Annotated in this window: 11 protein-coding genes and 1 other annotated feature; of the genes, 3 read left to right on the top strand and 8 right to left on the bottom strand. The window is 40.7% G+C overall.

The window, feature by feature from the left end; translation table 11 throughout:
- Window positions 1-108: 108 nt before the first annotated feature.
- Both DWX65_RS00470 and DWX65_RS00465 read right to left on the bottom strand, forming a co-directional pair.
- Window positions 109-1,410 (bottom strand): InlB B-repeat-containing protein, encoded by a 1,302-nt coding sequence (locus tag DWX65_RS00470; RefSeq protein WP_118172550.1) that lies wholly within the window; start codon window positions 1,408-1,410, stop codon window positions 109-111.
- 73 nt (window positions 1,411-1,483) lie between these two features.
- A complete protein-coding gene (locus DWX65_RS00465) occupies window positions 1,484-3,577 on the bottom strand; it encodes an elongation factor G (RefSeq protein ID WP_117698992.1) in 2,094 nt (697 codons plus the stop codon).
- Between the two features lie 319 nt (window positions 3,578-3,896).
- On the opposite strand from DWX65_RS00465, the gene aroF reads away from it, so the two are divergent.
- From aroF to aroA, 3 genes are read left to right on the top strand one after another with little or no spacing between them, the layout of a single operon-like run.
- Window positions 3,897-4,913, top strand: a complete 1,017-nt coding sequence (aroF, locus tag DWX65_RS00460; RefSeq protein WP_022243873.1) for a 3-deoxy-7-phosphoheptulonate synthase — start codon at window positions 3,897-3,899, stop codon at window positions 4,911-4,913.
- Between the two features lies 1 nt (window position 4,914).
- The gene (locus DWX65_RS00455; RefSeq protein ID WP_118172549.1) at window positions 4,915-6,012 is read left to right on the top strand and encodes a prephenate dehydrogenase; all 1,098 of its coding nucleotides are present in this window, start codon (window positions 4,915-4,917) and stop codon (window positions 6,010-6,012) included.
- A gap of 53 nt (window positions 6,013-6,065) precedes the next feature.
- Window positions 6,066-7,343: a 3-phosphoshikimate 1-carboxyvinyltransferase gene (gene aroA / locus DWX65_RS00450; protein ID WP_118172548.1), complete on the top strand. Its 1,278-nt coding sequence runs from the start codon at window positions 6,066-6,068 to the stop codon at window positions 7,341-7,343.
- Between the two features lie 148 nt (window positions 7,344-7,491).
- On the opposite strand, the gene DWX65_RS00445 is transcribed toward aroA, so the two are convergent.
- The 6 genes from DWX65_RS00445 to DWX65_RS00420 form a co-directional block, all read right to left on the bottom strand.
- Entirely contained in the window at window positions 7,492-7,833 is a 342-nt protein-coding gene (locus DWX65_RS00445) for a PilZ domain-containing protein (RefSeq protein WP_022243876.1), read from the bottom strand.
- Between the two features lie 74 nt (window positions 7,834-7,907).
- Window positions 7,908-8,933, bottom strand: coding sequence for a tRNA preQ1(34) S-adenosylmethionine ribosyltransferase-isomerase QueA (gene queA, locus DWX65_RS00440; protein ID WP_118172547.1), 1,026 nt, complete (start codon window positions 8,931-8,933; stop codon window positions 7,908-7,910).
- Window positions 8,934-8,950: 17 nt separating this feature from the next.
- Window positions 8,951-11,374, bottom strand: a complete 2,424-nt coding sequence (gene pheT / locus DWX65_RS00435; protein ID WP_118172546.1) for a phenylalanine--tRNA ligase subunit beta — start codon at window positions 11,372-11,374, stop codon at window positions 8,951-8,953.
- A gap of 82 nt (window positions 11,375-11,456) precedes the next feature.
- Window positions 11,457-12,476: a phenylalanine--tRNA ligase subunit alpha gene (gene pheS, locus DWX65_RS00430; RefSeq protein ID WP_117698997.1), complete on the bottom strand. Its 1,020-nt coding sequence runs from the start codon at window positions 12,474-12,476 to the stop codon at window positions 11,457-11,459.
- 99 nt (window positions 12,477-12,575) lie between these two features.
- Window positions 12,576-12,792, bottom strand: a binding site (T-box leader).
- Between the two features lie 47 nt (window positions 12,793-12,839).
- Entirely contained in the window at window positions 12,840-13,694 is an 855-nt protein-coding gene (locus DWX65_RS00425) for a YihY/virulence factor BrkB family protein (RefSeq protein WP_117698998.1), read from the bottom strand.
- A gap of 2 nt (window positions 13,695-13,696) precedes the next feature.
- The gene (locus tag DWX65_RS00420; RefSeq protein WP_158564672.1) at window positions 13,697-15,925 is read right to left on the bottom strand and encodes a SpoIID/LytB domain-containing protein; all 2,229 of its coding nucleotides are present in this window, start codon (window positions 15,923-15,925) and stop codon (window positions 13,697-13,699) included.
- Between the last annotated feature and the right edge of the window lie 42 nt (window positions 15,926-15,967).

The following is a 15,967-nucleotide window of genomic DNA, read 5'->3' as shown; positions in this document are numbered from 1 at the left end:
CAATTCCTCCTAATTTAAACAGCTTTCGTCCATAAAATAAGGACATGCTGATAGAATGCCTTTTTAGAGACTTATACTCATAAAATTCTATCACATGCCCTCAATTTGTCAAGGAAAAATGGTATTTGTATCAATTGTAAGAATCCGGTCTATCGGACAAATGCTCTTCCCTTTTCCGTCTGTGCCTTCAAAATATTTCGAGCTTGCCGATTCAAACAGCACATAGATATTGCCGTCTGCATAATTAATTTCTTCGGAACATGGTGGCATTTCCACCTTAAGTTCCGGTGTCCGCGGCTTTGTATCCATTGCATCTACATTCTGGTAAATCTTTAAATAGGATGAATTGCTTCTTCCATAGGATGTGCTTAAATACACTCTGTCCTGTTCATCAAAAGCAATTCCCTGCACCTTTTCCGGTATCTGGTAGCGCTGCTGTTCCATCAGTTCTCCATCCTGATATTTATAAGAAATCATAATGGATTTGAATAAGGCATTGTGTGTTGCTACCCAGAGAATTCCATCATGCCAGGTAATGCAGGATGGCATATTCGCTACACGGTATTCTTCAAACATTCCGGTGGCATCCACAAAAATCTTCGGTTTGGACTCTGCAATCTTTTTTATATAACTGTAACTAAGCCGCTCCAAAGACCTTGTGTCCGAATGGCAGATCCAGACATTTCTTCCATCGTAGGTAAGTCCTCCAAGATGGCTGTTCTTTTTCATGCCAAGAGTAACCATATATTCTCCGGTCTCTTTGTCAAAGATATAAAGGGCTCCAAGGCTTTCCGAATCATCCGTATTATATGCTGTAATCATATAATAATCTTCGGTAATGCAGATTCCCTGCGGACACTGGTTGTCCGTGGATGTCATATTCTGTGCATAATCCTGTTCCCTGGTGGATGGCATTCCCGGAATATTTACATCATAGGCAAAGCTGAATCCACAATCCTTTAACATCCGGTCATTTCCGCTCATCTGTGATGCCGTGGAATATGGATACATTTCCACGCTGTAAGAAGAATCAATCTTCTTGGTCCATTTTGCGTATAAAGATACGTCTCCGAAATTATCAATGTTTATCTCTGTAATCTTATTCTGATAACTGCTTTCGGTATACCAGCCAGCGAAATTATATCCCGGTTTTTCCGGTATATCAAGGGTTAGAGGAAGTTCTTCTATAATATAGTTATAAGTCAAATCAGAAGAAGGGATTCCACCATTTAAGTAATAGGTGATATCATAATCTTCCTTTAATACATTGGCATCTTCCGGCTCCATGCTGTAATAAAGAGAGGTAGTGATTGGCAGAGAACGAAGTGCTTTTGCTTCTGAAAACTGCGAATTATCGAAAAACAGCGCAATAATCAAAACAATTGCAAAAAAAGTTCTTTTCTTTCCCATGTCACCACCACCTCTCTTTCGTCATCCGTTTGTCTTAACAGATATTTTTTCTCATTACACTTATCTCACTACACTATTTATCTTCTTCTGAAGCAAGCTTGGATGCCCGTTCTTCCATCTGTACCCTTGCGACTTCCTCCGGTGCCTGTTCGTATCTGGCAAACTGGTAGGAGAAATCTCCGCTTCCCTGTGTCATGGAACGAAGTCTTGTGCCATAACCATATAATTCAATATAAGGAATATCCGCTAAAATCTCGGTGGCTCCTTTGTTATCCGGTGTCATGCCAAGAACTCTTGCCCGCTTCTTATTTAAATCTCCCATTACATCTCCGGTATAAACGTCTGGTAATGTAATCTTAAGGCTGGCAATCGGTTCTAAAAGCACCGGCTTTGCTTCTAAGATTCCTTTCTTTAAGGCTTCTCTTGCAGCAACCTTAAATGCCATTTCCGAAGAATCTACTGCATGATAGGAACCGTCATAAAGCACTGCCTTAATACCAAGTACCGGATATGCCGCCAAAGGTCCTTTCTGCACGCCCTCCTGAAGCCCTTTTTCTACTGCAGGGAAGAAATTCTTCGGAACCGCTCCGCCAACCACTTCCTGCGAGAACTCATAAGCTTCCTCAAGATTTCCCGATGGTGAAAAACGCATCTTTACATGTCCATACTGGCCATGTCCACCAGACTGTTTCTTATATTTATATTCCACATCTGAGGTTCCTCGGATGGTTTCACGGAATGCAACCTTCGGACGGCTCAGTTCAATCTCTACTTTATATTTATTTTTTAAGGTTTCTACCAGAACCTCCAACTGCTGTTCCCCGATACCATAAATCAGTGTCTGGTGATTAGCACTGTCATTTACCGTCTTAATGGTTAAGTCTTCCTGCATGATTTTCTGCAGTGCCTGGGAAATTTTATCTTCATCACCTTTATTCTTTGCTTTATACCTCATGCCGGTATATGGCTCTGAAATACTTGTCCGGATAAAGAGTATCGGATTGGCTTTTGTAGACAGGGAATCGGTTGTCATAGCTCCGGAAAGCTTTGCTAATGCTCCGATATCTCCGGCATGAAGCTCCGGTACTTCCTGTGGTTTGCTGCCGCACATTACATAGAGCTTTCCAATCCTGCCTTCTGTATCCCGATGATGATTAAAAAGCAAATCATCGGTTTTTAACACACCGGAATTTACTTTTATCAGAGAATATTTTCCAATAAACGGGTCTACAATTGTTTTAAAAATATATGCTGATTTTGGCTTTGAGAAATCATAATCTGCAGAATATACTTCATTGCTCTTGGCATTGATTCCGGTACAGGAACGCTTATCCGGGCTTGGGAAGTATTTTATAATGTCATCTAACAAGGTGTACATACCCTGTGCAAGAATACTGGAACCCATGGAAACCGGAACCATGCTGGCATCCGCCACATTCACGCGAAGTGCCTGACGTATTTCGTTTTCTGAGAATTCATCACCATTAAAATACCGCTCCATGAATTCTTCACTGGTTTCTGCTACCGCTTCCATCAGGGCATCGGTACAGATTCCAAGGTTATTCTGGCTGTATTCCGGAATCTCACATTCTACTACTTCACCCTTATCATTCCATCTCTGGGCACTCTTACGAACCACATTGATATAGCCTACAAATTTCTCGTTTTCACGAATCGGCAGATGGAATGGAGCAATCCGCTTGCCATATAACTGCTGTAAATCTTCTACTACCTGCCGGAAGCTTGCATTATCAATATCCATCTCCGTAACAAATATCATTCTCGGAAGATTGTATTTCTCGCAGATGTCCCAGGCTTTCTTCGTACCCACTTCAATTCCGTTCTTGCCGGATACCACGATAATTGCTGCATCTGCGGCACTGACTGCTTCTTCCACTTCACCGACAAAGTCGAAATATCCCGGAGTATCTAAGAAATTAATCTTGGTATTATCCCAGATAACCGGAACAACCGAAGTATGGATGGAAAACTGTCTTTTGATTTCTTCTTTATCAAAATCACTGATAGTATTTCCATCAGAAATCTTTCCCATACGGGTTGTCATGCCGGATAAATATGCCATTGCTTCCACCAGACTGGTCTTTCCCGCTCCACCATGTCCTAAAAGCACGACGTTTCTGATTCTGTCCGTTGTAAATACTTCCATATGTTATTCCTCCTGTACTATAGATTTATGTATATATTTTACTAAATCAAGTTATTTTCTTCAACTATATTATGTATTATACACAACATTTATGAATGAATTGTAAATGTGTAGTAAACATTTTGCACTATTTTTGATAATTTTATTGTGAAATTTTATATTTTCGTACGTTAAACTTTAACGCTTTAAAGTATTGACATTATATTCTGATTCCGTTATAGTATACATGCACCACCGGAGAGATGCGGTTGCATTCCGTTTCTTCTCATATTATAATAGTCCGGTCAGGTGACATTTTTTTAAGTGAGGATTATAAATTATGATTATTGTTATGAAACCATCCGCTCTTCCACAGGATGTAGATAAAATTGTAGATGCAGTGGAAAAAGAAGGATTAAAAACACATCTTTCACATGGTGAAGAAGTTACCATTATCGGAGTTGTCGGCGATAAAACCAAATTAGATATTCAGCGCATTGAAGCCAGCCCTGAAGTAGAAAAGGTAGTTCCAATTACCGAAAGCTACAAGCTTGCCAATAAGAAGTTCCACCCACAGCCAACCAGCTTCAAGGTTAAGGATACCGTAATCGGTCCTGATACCATGACAATTATGGCTGGTCCCTGTGCCGTCGAAACAGAAGAACAGCTTCTTTGCATTGCCCGTGCAGTCAAGAAGGCAGGAGCAACCATTCTTCGTGGTGGTGCTTACAAGCCTCGTACTTCCCCATACTCTTTCCAGGGTCTTGAGGAAGAAGGTTTAAAATATATGAAGACCGCTTCTGATGAAACAGGTCTTGCAACCATTTGTGAAGTAACCAGTGCACATGCCGTAGAATCTGCTGTAAAATATGTCAGCATGCTTCAGGTCGGTGCCAGAAATATGCAGAACTTCGAATTATTAAAAGAAGTTGGCCGTGCCGGTCTTCCTGTCTTATTAAAGAGAGGTCTGTCTGCTACGATTGATGAATGGCTGAATGCAGCAGAATATATTATCTCTTCCGGAAGTCCAAACGTTGCATTATGTGAACGTGGTATCCGTACTTTTGAGACTTCCACCAGAAATACCTTAGACTTAAGTGCAGTATGTGTCTTAAAGGAACGTACCCATCTTCCGGTCATCGTTGACCCAAGCCATGCAACCGGTGTCCGCTCTTTCGTTGAGCCGCTTGCTAAAGCCGGTATTGCCTGCGGTGCCGATGGTCTGATGATTGAAGTACATAATGACCCTGCACATGCACTTTCCGATGGTCCGCAGTCTCTGAACTTCGAACAGTTCGATTCTGTTATGGAACATATCAAACCATATATTTCCTTAAGCGGAAGGAGCTTAATGTAACATGGACTTTAAGAAAATCGGTTTTATTGGTCTTGGTCTTATCGGCGGTTCGATGGCTAAGACCATAAAACGCATTTACCCGGAAACAGAACTGATTGCCACATCCGGTCATCTTTCTACCATAACTGCAGCTTTTGAGGACCATACTATTTCCAATGATACGCTGCTTGCAATGAAAGATTTCTCCGACTGTGATATTATCTTTCTCTGCTGTCCGGTACAGAAAAATATTGAATACATAAAAGAATTAAAGCCCTTTTTGAAAAAGGGCTGTATTCTTTCTGATGTAGGAAGTGTCAAAGGGGATATTCATGAAAGTATTACAGCCCTTGAGTTAGAATCCTTTTTTATTGGCGGACATCCTATGGCAGGTTCTGAAAAGACCGGCTATCAGGCTGCAACCGCCTATTTATTGGAAAATGCTTATTATATTTTAACCCCGACTGCAAAAACTGATACCGCAGTGCTTCATGCGTTCCGGGATTATATTGCATCATTAGGCTCAGTTCCTATGATTATGGATGCGAAAACCCATGACTATGCAACCGCTTCTATCAGTCATCTGCCGCATATTATTGCAGCAAGTCTTGTGAATCTGATTCGTGAAACCGATGATGAGAATGAGACGATGAAGACGATTGCAGCAGGCGGATTTAAAGATATTACAAGAATTGCATCCTCTTCACCTGTAATGTGGCAGCATATCTGTGCCTCTAACCAGGGGCAGATTTTAACACTCATTGACCGCTATACGGAAGAATTAAATACCATGCGTAGTCTGATTGCAGAAAAAAAAGAAAAGGAAATCTATGATTTCTTCTCTCATGCCAAGGATTACCGGGATTCTATCACCATTACTTCTTCCGGTCCATTGCGTAAAGTCTTTGAATGTTATTGTGATCTGATTGATGAAGCCGGTGGAATTGCAACCATTGCTACGATTCTTGCCAGCAACAATATCAGTATTAAAAATATTGGAATTATCCATAACCGTGAATTTGAAAACGGTGTACTTCGTATTGAATTATATGAAGAAGAAGCACTTAACTGTGCCATTGCACTGCTTCACAAATATCATTATACAGTTTATGAACGATAATATTTAGATAAAATATTGACAATATTTCAGAATACATCCAGAAAGGATTTATTATGCAGATCAAAAAAGCCCATGCCTTACATGGAGAAATAAATATTCCGGGAGACAAATCCATTTCCCATCGTGCGATTATGTTTGGTTCTCTTTCCAACGGCACCACCGAAATCACCAATTTCTTAGAAGGTGCTGACTGTCTTTCTACGATTTCCTGCTTTCAGGAAATGGGCATTGAAATTGAACGGGAAAAAAGCCGTGTACTCGTCCATGGAAAAGGATTACACGGTCTAAAGGCTCCACAGCATATCTTAGATGCAGGGAACAGTGGAACTACTACCCGGCTGATTTCCGGTATCTTAGCCGGTAATCCGTTTGTCAGCCAGTTAGATGGCGATGATTCCCTTCGCACCCGTCCCATGAAGCGTATCATGGAACCGCTTCGTCTCATGCAGGCAGATATCGAAAGTTTAAAGGATAACAACTGTGTTCCTTTAAAAATAACCGGACATGAATTACATGCCATTGATTATACTTCAAAGGTTGCATCTGCCCAGGTAAAATCCTGTATTCTTTTAGCTGGCTTATACGCCGACGGAATAACCAGAGTAACGGAACCGGTACTCTCCCGCAACCACACAGAACTAATGCTTCGCTCGTTCGGTGCTAAAGTCATCTCTGAAGGAACAACTGCATCCATTGCACCGGATCCTGTTTTAAACGGACAGAAAGTGGAAGTTCCTGGAGATATTTCTTCGGCAGCCTATTTTATTGCGGCAGCGTTGCTTACTCCTGGTTCCGAAGTCTTAATCCGCAATGTTGGAGTCAATCCCACAAGAGATGGCATCTTAAAAGTTGCCAAAGCAATGGGCGGCTCCATCGAACGGCTGAATCCAAGAACCGCATCCGGTGAGCCGGTCTGCGACCTTCTGGTAAAAGGCAGTTCACTTCATGGTACCGTGGTGGAAGGGGAACTCATCCCGACTTTAATCGATGAAATCCCTGTGATTGCTGTTATGGCAGCCTTTGCAGAAGGAATCACTATTATCCGGGATGCTGCAGAACTTAAGGTAAAGGAAACCGACCGTATTCTTACGGTAACAGAAAACTTAAAGTTATTAGGCTGTGATGTTACCCCAACGGATGATGGCATGATTATTCACGGCGGAAAGGCCTTACACACCGCAGCCATAGATGCAGGACTTGACCACCGGATTGCCATGAGCTTTGCCATTGCTGCGTTAAATATTGACGGTGGCATCGAATTGAAGCATTCCGAAATTGCAGAGGTTTCTTACCCTGATTTCTACAAAGATTTAGAAAAATTATCTATGTAAATCATATGTCAGATTATAAATCCACTTAAAAAAGCACCAAATCTGCTACAGGCAGTTTTGAAAACATCAAACCGCTTTCAGCCCTTTATTTTCAAGGGTTAAAAGCGGTTTTCATCAACACATTTTATTCTGTAACTCAGTTTTTCTTTTAGACATCATTGAAAATCTGATAAATATCAATTTTTAATGCATCGGTATCTGACATTCCAACAAATACACAGCCATATTTATAGGTTCCGTCCCCCTTCGGGTCACATCTGACAATCTCAAGTACCGCATCAATGACCTCTTTCGTCCAAATCTGAATCTTGGTATCATAGTAGGTTCCAACTTTCAAATTCTGGTCAGAAACAAATCCGATTCCGGAACGTGAAATATCGGTAACTACCACATGAATAAATTTTAAAGTAGTAATATCATCCTGATCCAAACGTTCCAGCTGAACAGATACATCTAAATCCAATCGTTTATGTTTTCTTCTCTCGTCCATAGTCCTCTCCTTCTATCAAGATTAAAGCTAATAAAATTATTTTATCCTATATTTCGAATTCTGACAATAAGAAATTATTTTATCAGCATAGCATCCCCAAAACTAAAGAAACGGTATTTTTCTTCTACTGCTTTCTTATAGGCAGCCAGAATATGTTCCCTGCCTGCAAGAGCAGACACCAACATCACAAGGGTAGACTGTGGCAGGTGGAAATTCGTAATCAGAGCATCTATAACTTTAAACTTATAGCCCGGATAGATAAAGATATCCGTCCATCCGCTCTTTTCCCGTAAGGTGCCATCTTCTTCTGCTGCAGACTCTAAAGTTCTTGTACTGGTGGTTCCCACGGCAATTACCCGGTGGCCATTTGCTTTGGCACGATTGATTTTATCGGCTTCCGACTGTTCGATCCGGTAGAATTCCGAATGCATATGGTGCTCTTCGATGGTATCTACTTTTACCGGACGGAAAGTGCCAAGTCCCACATGAAGGGTAACTTCTGCTATATCTATGCCCATATCACGAATCTGCTGTAATAATTCCGGTGTAAAATGAAGTCCCGCTGTTGGGGCAGCGGCAGAACCATCATATTTGGCATATACTGTCTGATAACGGTTCTTATCCTTTAACTGATGGGTAATATAAGGCGGCAATGGCATCTGACCAAGCTGGTCTAAAATTTCTTCAAAGATTCCATCATAGTGAAACTGAATCAGCCGGTTACCATCTTCTACGACCTCTAAGACTTCTCCAGTCAAAAGTCCCTCTCCAAAAGAAATCTTAACACCAGGCTTACATTTCTTTCCCGGTTTTACCAGTGTTTCCCAGATATCATTTTCTTTTCTCTTTAAAAGAAGAATCTCTATTTTGGCTTCCGTTCCCTCTTTGACTCCAAACAGTCTTGCCGGAATTACCTTGGTATTATTTAACACAAGACAGTCTCCCGGCTGCAGATAATCTACTACATCACGGAATATTTTATGTTCAATATCTCCTGTTTTCTTATCTAAGACCATGAGTCTGGAACTGGAACGATCCTCCAGAGGATCCTGCGCAATCAGTTCCTCCGGTAAATCGTAATCAAAATCTTTTACATCCATGTTTCTTTCCTCTATTTCTAAGCTCTCAGTTCAATCTTCATTGCTTCTAATGCTTTTACAATGCGGTTCATTGCTCCGCTTAAATCTGCTTCCTCTAAGTTCTTATCCTTTGCACGGAAGGTCAGTGAATAAGCAATAGATTTATAACCCGGTTTAATCTGGGCTCCTTCATAAATATCGAACAGTGTGTAGCTTTCTAAGTAAGCGCCACCCTTGCTGTCGAATACTTTTTCGATATCTCCTGCAAGAATCTCTTTTGGAACAACCATACTGATATCACGGGTTGCTGCCGGGAATTTGGCAATACCTTCGTATTTACGGTCAAAGGTTGTTTCATCCATAATAGATGGCATATCAATCACTGCAACGTATACTCTGTCTTTGATATTGTAATTAGCCGCTACAATCGGATGAACCTCTCCTAAGTAACCAACTACTTTACCATCATATACAATGTTTGCCTGACGGCCCGGATGCAGATAAGGTCTTCCGGACTTCGGATCATATTCAGCTTTCATCGTCATTCCAACTTTATAGAAGAATTCTTCTACCACGCCCTTCATGGTAAAGAAATCACCTTCACCATACATACCAAGGGTAAACTGCATTCTCTCGTCTGGAAGTTCCGTTACCGGTACACTCTTTGGCAGATAAATGTTGCCTAATTCATAGAGACGTACATCTTTATTTCTTCTGTTGTAGTTGGTTGATAAAGATGTCAGCATTCCATTTAAGGATGTGGTACGCATAATACTGAAATCTTCTCCCAAAGGATTGGAAATTGTTACGGTCTGGCGTAATGGTGAATCTTCCGGAAGTAATAATTTATCAAATACCTTCGGGCTTTCGAAGGAGTAATTCATGCCCTGTGAAAAACCGCAGAACTCTGCAATTTCTCTTGCAATTGCTTCGATTCTTAATTTATAGGATAACATTCCGGTAGTAGCTTCTCCGCTTGGCAGGGTTGTTGGAATGTTTGCATAACCAAAGAATCTTGCTACCTCTTCTGCAAGGTCTGCATCACACTCTAAGTCCTGTCTCCAGGATGGAACTAATACTTCATTGGTTTCTTTATCATAACCTAATTCCAGACGTTTAAAATAGGAAAGCATTTCTTCCGGCTTAATATTGGTTCCTAATAATTTATTGTATTTCTCCGGTTCAAAAGGAATCCGTCTGCCCTCTTTCTTATTCTCGTAAATATCAATGGCTCCGCCAACTACTTCACCGGCACCTAATTCTTCGATTAACTGGCAGGCTCTGTTCATAGCTTCCATAGCAAGGTTCGGATCCAGACCTTTTTCAAATTTGGAAGACGCATCGGTACGAAGCCCGATTTTCTTACCGGAAAGGCGGATATTGGTTCCATCGAAGCATGCAGCTTCAAAAAGCATGGTTTTTACATTGTCTGTAATCATGGAATTCTCGCCACCCATAATACCTGCAATACCGATTGCTTTCCTGCCATCACAAATCATCAGAACGTTTTCATCCAAAGTACGCTCCTGACCATCCAAAGTTGTAAATAATTCGCCTTTTCCGGCACGTCTTACAACAATCTCTTTTCCCTCGATGGTATCCCAGTCATATGCATGCATCGGCTGTCCGTATTCTTCCATAACATAGTTGGTAATGTCCACAATATTATTGATTGGACGGATTCCCTGGGCTGCAAGTCTGCGCTGCATCCACTTTGGTGATGGAGCAATCTTAATATTCTTTACCACACGGGCGGTATAACGAGGACATAATTCTTTGTCTACTACATTTACTTTAATATAGTCATTGACATCCTCATCATTTCCGGTCTCAGTTACAACCGGCGGTACAAATTCTTTCTTAAAGGTTGCTGCTGCTTCTCTGGCAATTCCAAGGATTGAGAAACAGTCTACACGGTTGTTTGTAATCTCATATTCCACAATAGTATCGTCAAGGCCTAATGCTTTAATTGCATCATCACCCGGTTTTACCTCATCCTCTGCGAAGATGTAGATACCATATTCCGGAGCTTCCGGATACATATCACGGGTAGAACCAAGTTCTTCAATGGAGCACATCATTCCATTGGACTCAATTCCTCTTAATTTCCCTTTTTTTATTTTGATGCCGCCTTCTGTCATCTTTCCATCATGTCCACCGGCAACACGTCCGCCATCTAATACAACCGGAACTTTATCTCCTTCTTTTACATTCGGAGCACCGGTTACAATCTGTACGTCCTCACCTGTTCCCACATCTACCTGACAGATAATTAATTTATCAGCATCCGGATGCGGCTCGATTTTCTTAATCTGTCCAACGACGATTTTCTCTAAATCGGCATCCATTTTCTTGTAAAATTCTACTTTTGAACCGGACAGAATCATTGCATCGGTATATTCCTGTGCATCTACATTAAGTCCCGGAACCAAAGCTTCTATCCATTTTAATGATGTATTCATATTGTTTCTCCTTCTATCAACTCTCTACTGTGTTCTTTTCTTTCCGACTACAGGAAGCATGTCCCTTCAACTTCCCTGTTCATTAAAACTGTCTTAAGAAACGGTCATCATTCTCATATAAGAGACGCATATCATCAATTTCATATTTCAATAAAGCAATACGCTCAAGACCAACTCCGAATGCAAATCCTGAATATTCTTCCGGATCAATACCGCTCATACGAAGCACCTTCGGATGAACCATTCCACAGCCTAAGATTTCAATCCATCCCTCTCCCTTACAGAAACGGCATCCTTTACCGCCACATTTAAAGCAGGTGACATCCATCTCTGCACTTGGCTCTGTAAATGGGAAGTGATGCGGACGGAATTTTACTTTAGTTTCCGGTCCGAACAGACGGGCTGCAAACTCCTGCAGCGTTCCCTTTAAATCTGCAAATGTAATATTCTTATCGATTACCATTCCCTCAATCTGGTGGAAAGATGGTGAATGGGTTGCATCTACTTCATCTGCACGGAATACTCTTCCCGGTGCAATCATACGGATTGGAAGCTTGCCTTTTTCCATGACACGGACCTGTACCGGTGAAGTCTGGGTACGAAGCACGATTTTATCATTAATATAGAACGTATCCTGCTCGTCTTTTGCTGGATGATTTGCAGGAATATTTAACGCTTCAAAATTATAATAATCATATTCTACTTCCGGTCCTTCCACTACTTCATAGCCCATACCGGTAAAGATACGCTCTACTTCTTCCAATGCAATGGTATTCGGATGACGATGGCCGACACGGTTCTTTTTAGCCGGAAGTGTAACATCAATTACTTCATGTTTTAATTTCAGTTCCATCTGGGCAGCTTCTAATTTCTGCTTTGTCTCATCTAATTTCTTTTCAATAGCTTCCCTGGTCTCGTTTACCAGCTGTCCTACCAGAGGTCTGTCCTCCGGTGCAACATCCTTCATTCCTTTTAATACTGCGGTGAGTTCACCTTTCTTTCCGAGAAATGCAACTCTGACATCATTCAGTTTGCCAAGTTCGCCGGATGATTCAATCTGATGAATTGCCTCTTCCCTGATTTTCTGCAGCTTTTCTTTCATAATAATATCTCCTTCTGTCATTTTATTTCATTCATAAATAAACTACGAGAAATACGCTTTGCGAATTTTTCACGTAAAAAACGCGAAGCATTTTCTTCCCATAGGGACGAAATTACTCCGCGGTACCACCCTGATTTCTAAATCATTAGACACTTATAAATACTTAACGCGTATCACGTCACAGACTACTAACATTCACCTGTGCAGCTTCCGTGCGAAATTCAATTACTGCCTTACCTTAAGGAAACTTTCAGCCGATGATTTCCTCTCTCTTTAAAAAGTACAATAACCTACTGAACACTTTCATTGCCTTTTACTTTTTCACTAAATGTTATAATACCACAGGGTTTCTAAAACTTCAAGTTATTTTTTATCCCGTTTCCGCTCCTTCTTCTGCTGTATGAATCCTGCAATATATTCGTCGAATACCACATTGAATTCCGCACATAACATCAGGATATACATGCAAAAATACATCCACAACATAATTAATACCAATGTAGTCAGGCTTCCATACATGGAAAATCCATTAAAATAATTCACATAGATAGATAATCCGGCAGAAAACACACACCAGGCAATGGCACAAAGTACTGCACCCGGAAGCTGGGAACGAAAGGTTGCCTTACGGTTTGGTATCAATGTAAAAATCACTACAAAGAGAATGACTAACACCAGTATCATAATAAGGCTTCCACGTTCAAATATGAGGCTTACAATATGTGTCATTATCGGAATATGCTTCACCAGAAGATGTTCTAATGATTTGCCAAATACCAGTAATACCAGCGAGATTACAATAGCAATGACAAATACAACGGTATAAATAATCGCCCAGAAACGGAGAACAAACCAGTTTCTGGTCTCCACAATATCATTTACCACATTCAACCCATTTGCCATATACTGCACACCCTTGGCTGCCGACCACACTGCTGCAATGGCTGCAATCGATACGATTCCAAAGGATTTGGTATAGACTTCATTGATAATATTTACCAGAAACGGCGCAATATATTCAGGCATTGTTTCATTTACAATCTGTAAAATCATCCCTTCCGTTACCGGCGTGTACTGCAAAAGGGAACTGAACACCATAAGAAACGGGATACTGGATAAGAGGATAAAAAATGCTGCCTGTGCTGCAAATGCATTGATATTATCCCGTTTACATTTATCTAAAAATGATTTTACATTTCCAATCAGTTTCCAGAGCAAACTTATGCACTCCCTTCTTCCTTCGTCGTATTTTGTGGCTGATATAACTCAGTCAATTCTGTATCCTGATAAAAATAATTTAATATCCTTTTATAATCAAAGCCCTGCCCGCAAAGCTTTTGTGCCCCATTCTGGCTCATGCCAATGCCATGACCGTAACCACCGCCAAGGACTGCATAAGTTCCATCCCCTTTTTCCTGTATACTGATATAAGCACTGGGCAGAATACTCATTTCCACACTGCTTCCATCCAAAAGGTTAATATTCGTAATACCACAACCCAAAATTGCACGCATATTATATTCAGACTGTACGCTGACTGCACCATTCTGGAAATCAAGTTCCAGTTCTAAAATAACACCACTCTGATTGCGTTTTACCACCTTTATTGCCTGCAATGAGCCAAAGTTGCTGCAACTGTCTGTTGTTTCCGTCTTAGATGTATCTTTATAATAACTAATTGCCTCTGGCTGGTGCTCTTTTCTATCGGCTATCGTATGAAGCAATGTCTCATCTTTTCCCTGGAAATCAAGCACAGTATTCCAACGGAAATATTTCAAATCCGATTCATAGCAGGCACTGTCTACGTTACTGATATAATCCAAGAAGCTTTTTTCATCCGATAAATCAATAGGATTTTCTTCACTGCGCACCCAGACGCCCTGCAAATAACCATAAGCATCTTTATCAAGATTCCAGGCTTCGTAATCTCCGGTATGGCCATAGGATGTGGAATAATAATAAGTCTCTATAATATCACCTTTATAAGAAAGTACCTGACCTTTCGTCTCATCTACCGCAGCTACCGTTTCCGGTGTCTGATTCTGCTTATTATACACCTGAAAATTCACACTGTCATCTACATGTGCTCCATAAGCTTCATATTTATTGTGCATCATCTGGATATAAGCATAGCTTCTGGCACAGACAGCCTGTGCTTTTAAGGCTTCCATTCCATAAGAAGATGGAACCTCACTTGGGATAACGCCCTTTACATAGGATTCTAAATCCACTACATTTACCACGGTATATCCTTCCGGATACATACGAAGCTCCATGCTGCCTGCATAAGCCGGAGATATGCGATTGCCCTGATTGTCAGTAAAATAGAATGGCGATGTGCCATCCTCTGCGACTAATGAAACAGACGATGTTGTCAGTATATTGGCATAACAGGATGCTGTAATCACGCTTCCTGCTTCTAATACAGTTTCCGTTTCTCCATAATAAAGATGCACCGGCACATCCGATACCAATGATACATCAGAACGGAACATATTATCATTGTCTAATAACAAAACACGGATGTTTTCTATTTTAGCAGGCTCTGTCAAAAGAATGGCGCAGATCTGTTTTTCTGCCACTACAAATGTAATTTCCATATTTTCCAGCATCAGCGCATCCATGGAGACTTCCCGGATTCCATCATAAGTTGCATATATTTTCATGGCTTCATCTATCGCAACTTGTCCATATCCCTTAATCTCCATTGCGGTATCTGTTTTTGATATCAGCTTTCCGGTAATGGTATCTTCCTTCCGGCTGATTTTATGTATCTCTTTTTCACTGAAAAAAATATCTGCTACGACATTTGATAATTCTTCATCGGTATCAACCGGCAGCTGGTATTCTGTTCCCTGATAAAGAAATGTAAGATTTCCTTCTATATTTGAAATGAGATAGGCATTTTTCAATGCCACATCTTCTTTATCCTTTGCGGCGACCCCGATTACTTTATCCTCTAACAGATAAACACCATAACTGTGAAGCTTCTGATACCACTTTAGATTGGATGTAATGGCATAAATGCCATCCTGTGTGGTAAGCTGCTTTTTTTCTTTTTTCAATACAAGAATGTCCTTTTTTAAGACAGACGTATCGGTATCAAGATAACTTAAAATTTCATCATATATAGCAAACCAGGCTGCCCGGTCAATGTTTTTTTTCGAATCATCCAAAGGAATATATTCTTTTAAATGAAGCAATTCCAGAATGCCACTTACATCATCATAGGTAAGTGTTCCCTGTTGCGGCAGTTTCTCAGCCCATTCGTCCTTGGAATAATAAGTAAACTGCAGCAGGGAGGGAATCTCATTCCGATAAACACATTGTTCGGAATATCCATTTTTCTCCCCTTTTGTATCCGTTATCAGAACCACCAGTATAAGAACCAGAAGTGCTCCACAAAACAGCAACAGATAATTACTTTTTTTACTTTTCACTTTTCGCATAATAACTCCTTTATTGCCTGTTGCAGAAAAGAAGCTGCTTTT

The organism is Roseburia sp. AF20-18LB, assembly GCF_003461185.1.
GTDB classification, from domain to species: domain Bacteria; phylum Bacillota; class Clostridia; order Lachnospirales; family Lachnospiraceae; genus Roseburia_C; species Roseburia_C amylophila.
Note: the sequence above shows the minus strand (reverse complement) of the source record. Positions and strands in the feature narration are given on the sequence as shown.

What these genes read in the sequence shown, in the direction of transcription:
- DWX65_RS00465 (WP_117698992.1), bottom strand. Translation starts at nt 3,577, where the DNA reads ATGGAAGTATTTACAACGGACAGAATCAGAAACGTCGTGCTTTTAGGA.
- pheT (WP_118172546.1), bottom strand. Translation starts at nt 11,374, where the DNA reads ATGAATACATCATTAAAATGGATAGAAGCTTTGGTTCCGGGACTTAAT.
- DWX65_RS00455 (WP_118172549.1), top strand. Translation starts at nt 4,915, where the DNA reads ATGGACTTTAAGAAAATCGGTTTTATTGGTCTTGGTCTTATCGGCGGT.
- aroA (WP_118172548.1), top strand. Translation starts at nt 6,066, where the DNA reads ATGCAGATCAAAAAAGCCCATGCCTTACATGGAGAAATAAATATTCCG.
- queA (WP_118172547.1), bottom strand. Translation starts at nt 8,933, where the DNA reads ATGGATGTAAAAGATTTTGATTACGATTTACCGGAGGAACTGATTGCG.
- DWX65_RS00470 (WP_118172550.1), bottom strand. Translation starts at nt 1,410, where the DNA reads ATGGGAAAGAAAAGAACTTTTTTTGCAATTGTTTTGATTATTGCGCTG.
- DWX65_RS00445 (WP_022243876.1), bottom strand. Translation starts at nt 7,833, where the DNA reads ATGGACGAGAGAAGAAAACATAAACGATTGGATTTAGATGTATCTGTT.
- pheS (WP_117698997.1), bottom strand. Translation starts at nt 12,476, where the DNA reads ATGAAAGAAAAGCTGCAGAAAATCAGGGAAGAGGCAATTCATCAGATT.
- DWX65_RS00420 (WP_158564672.1), bottom strand. Translation starts at nt 15,925, where the DNA reads ATGCGAAAAGTGAAAAGTAAAAAAAGTAATTATCTGTTGCTGTTTTGT.
- aroF (WP_022243873.1), top strand. Translation starts at nt 3,897, where the DNA reads ATGATTATTGTTATGAAACCATCCGCTCTTCCACAGGATGTAGATAAA.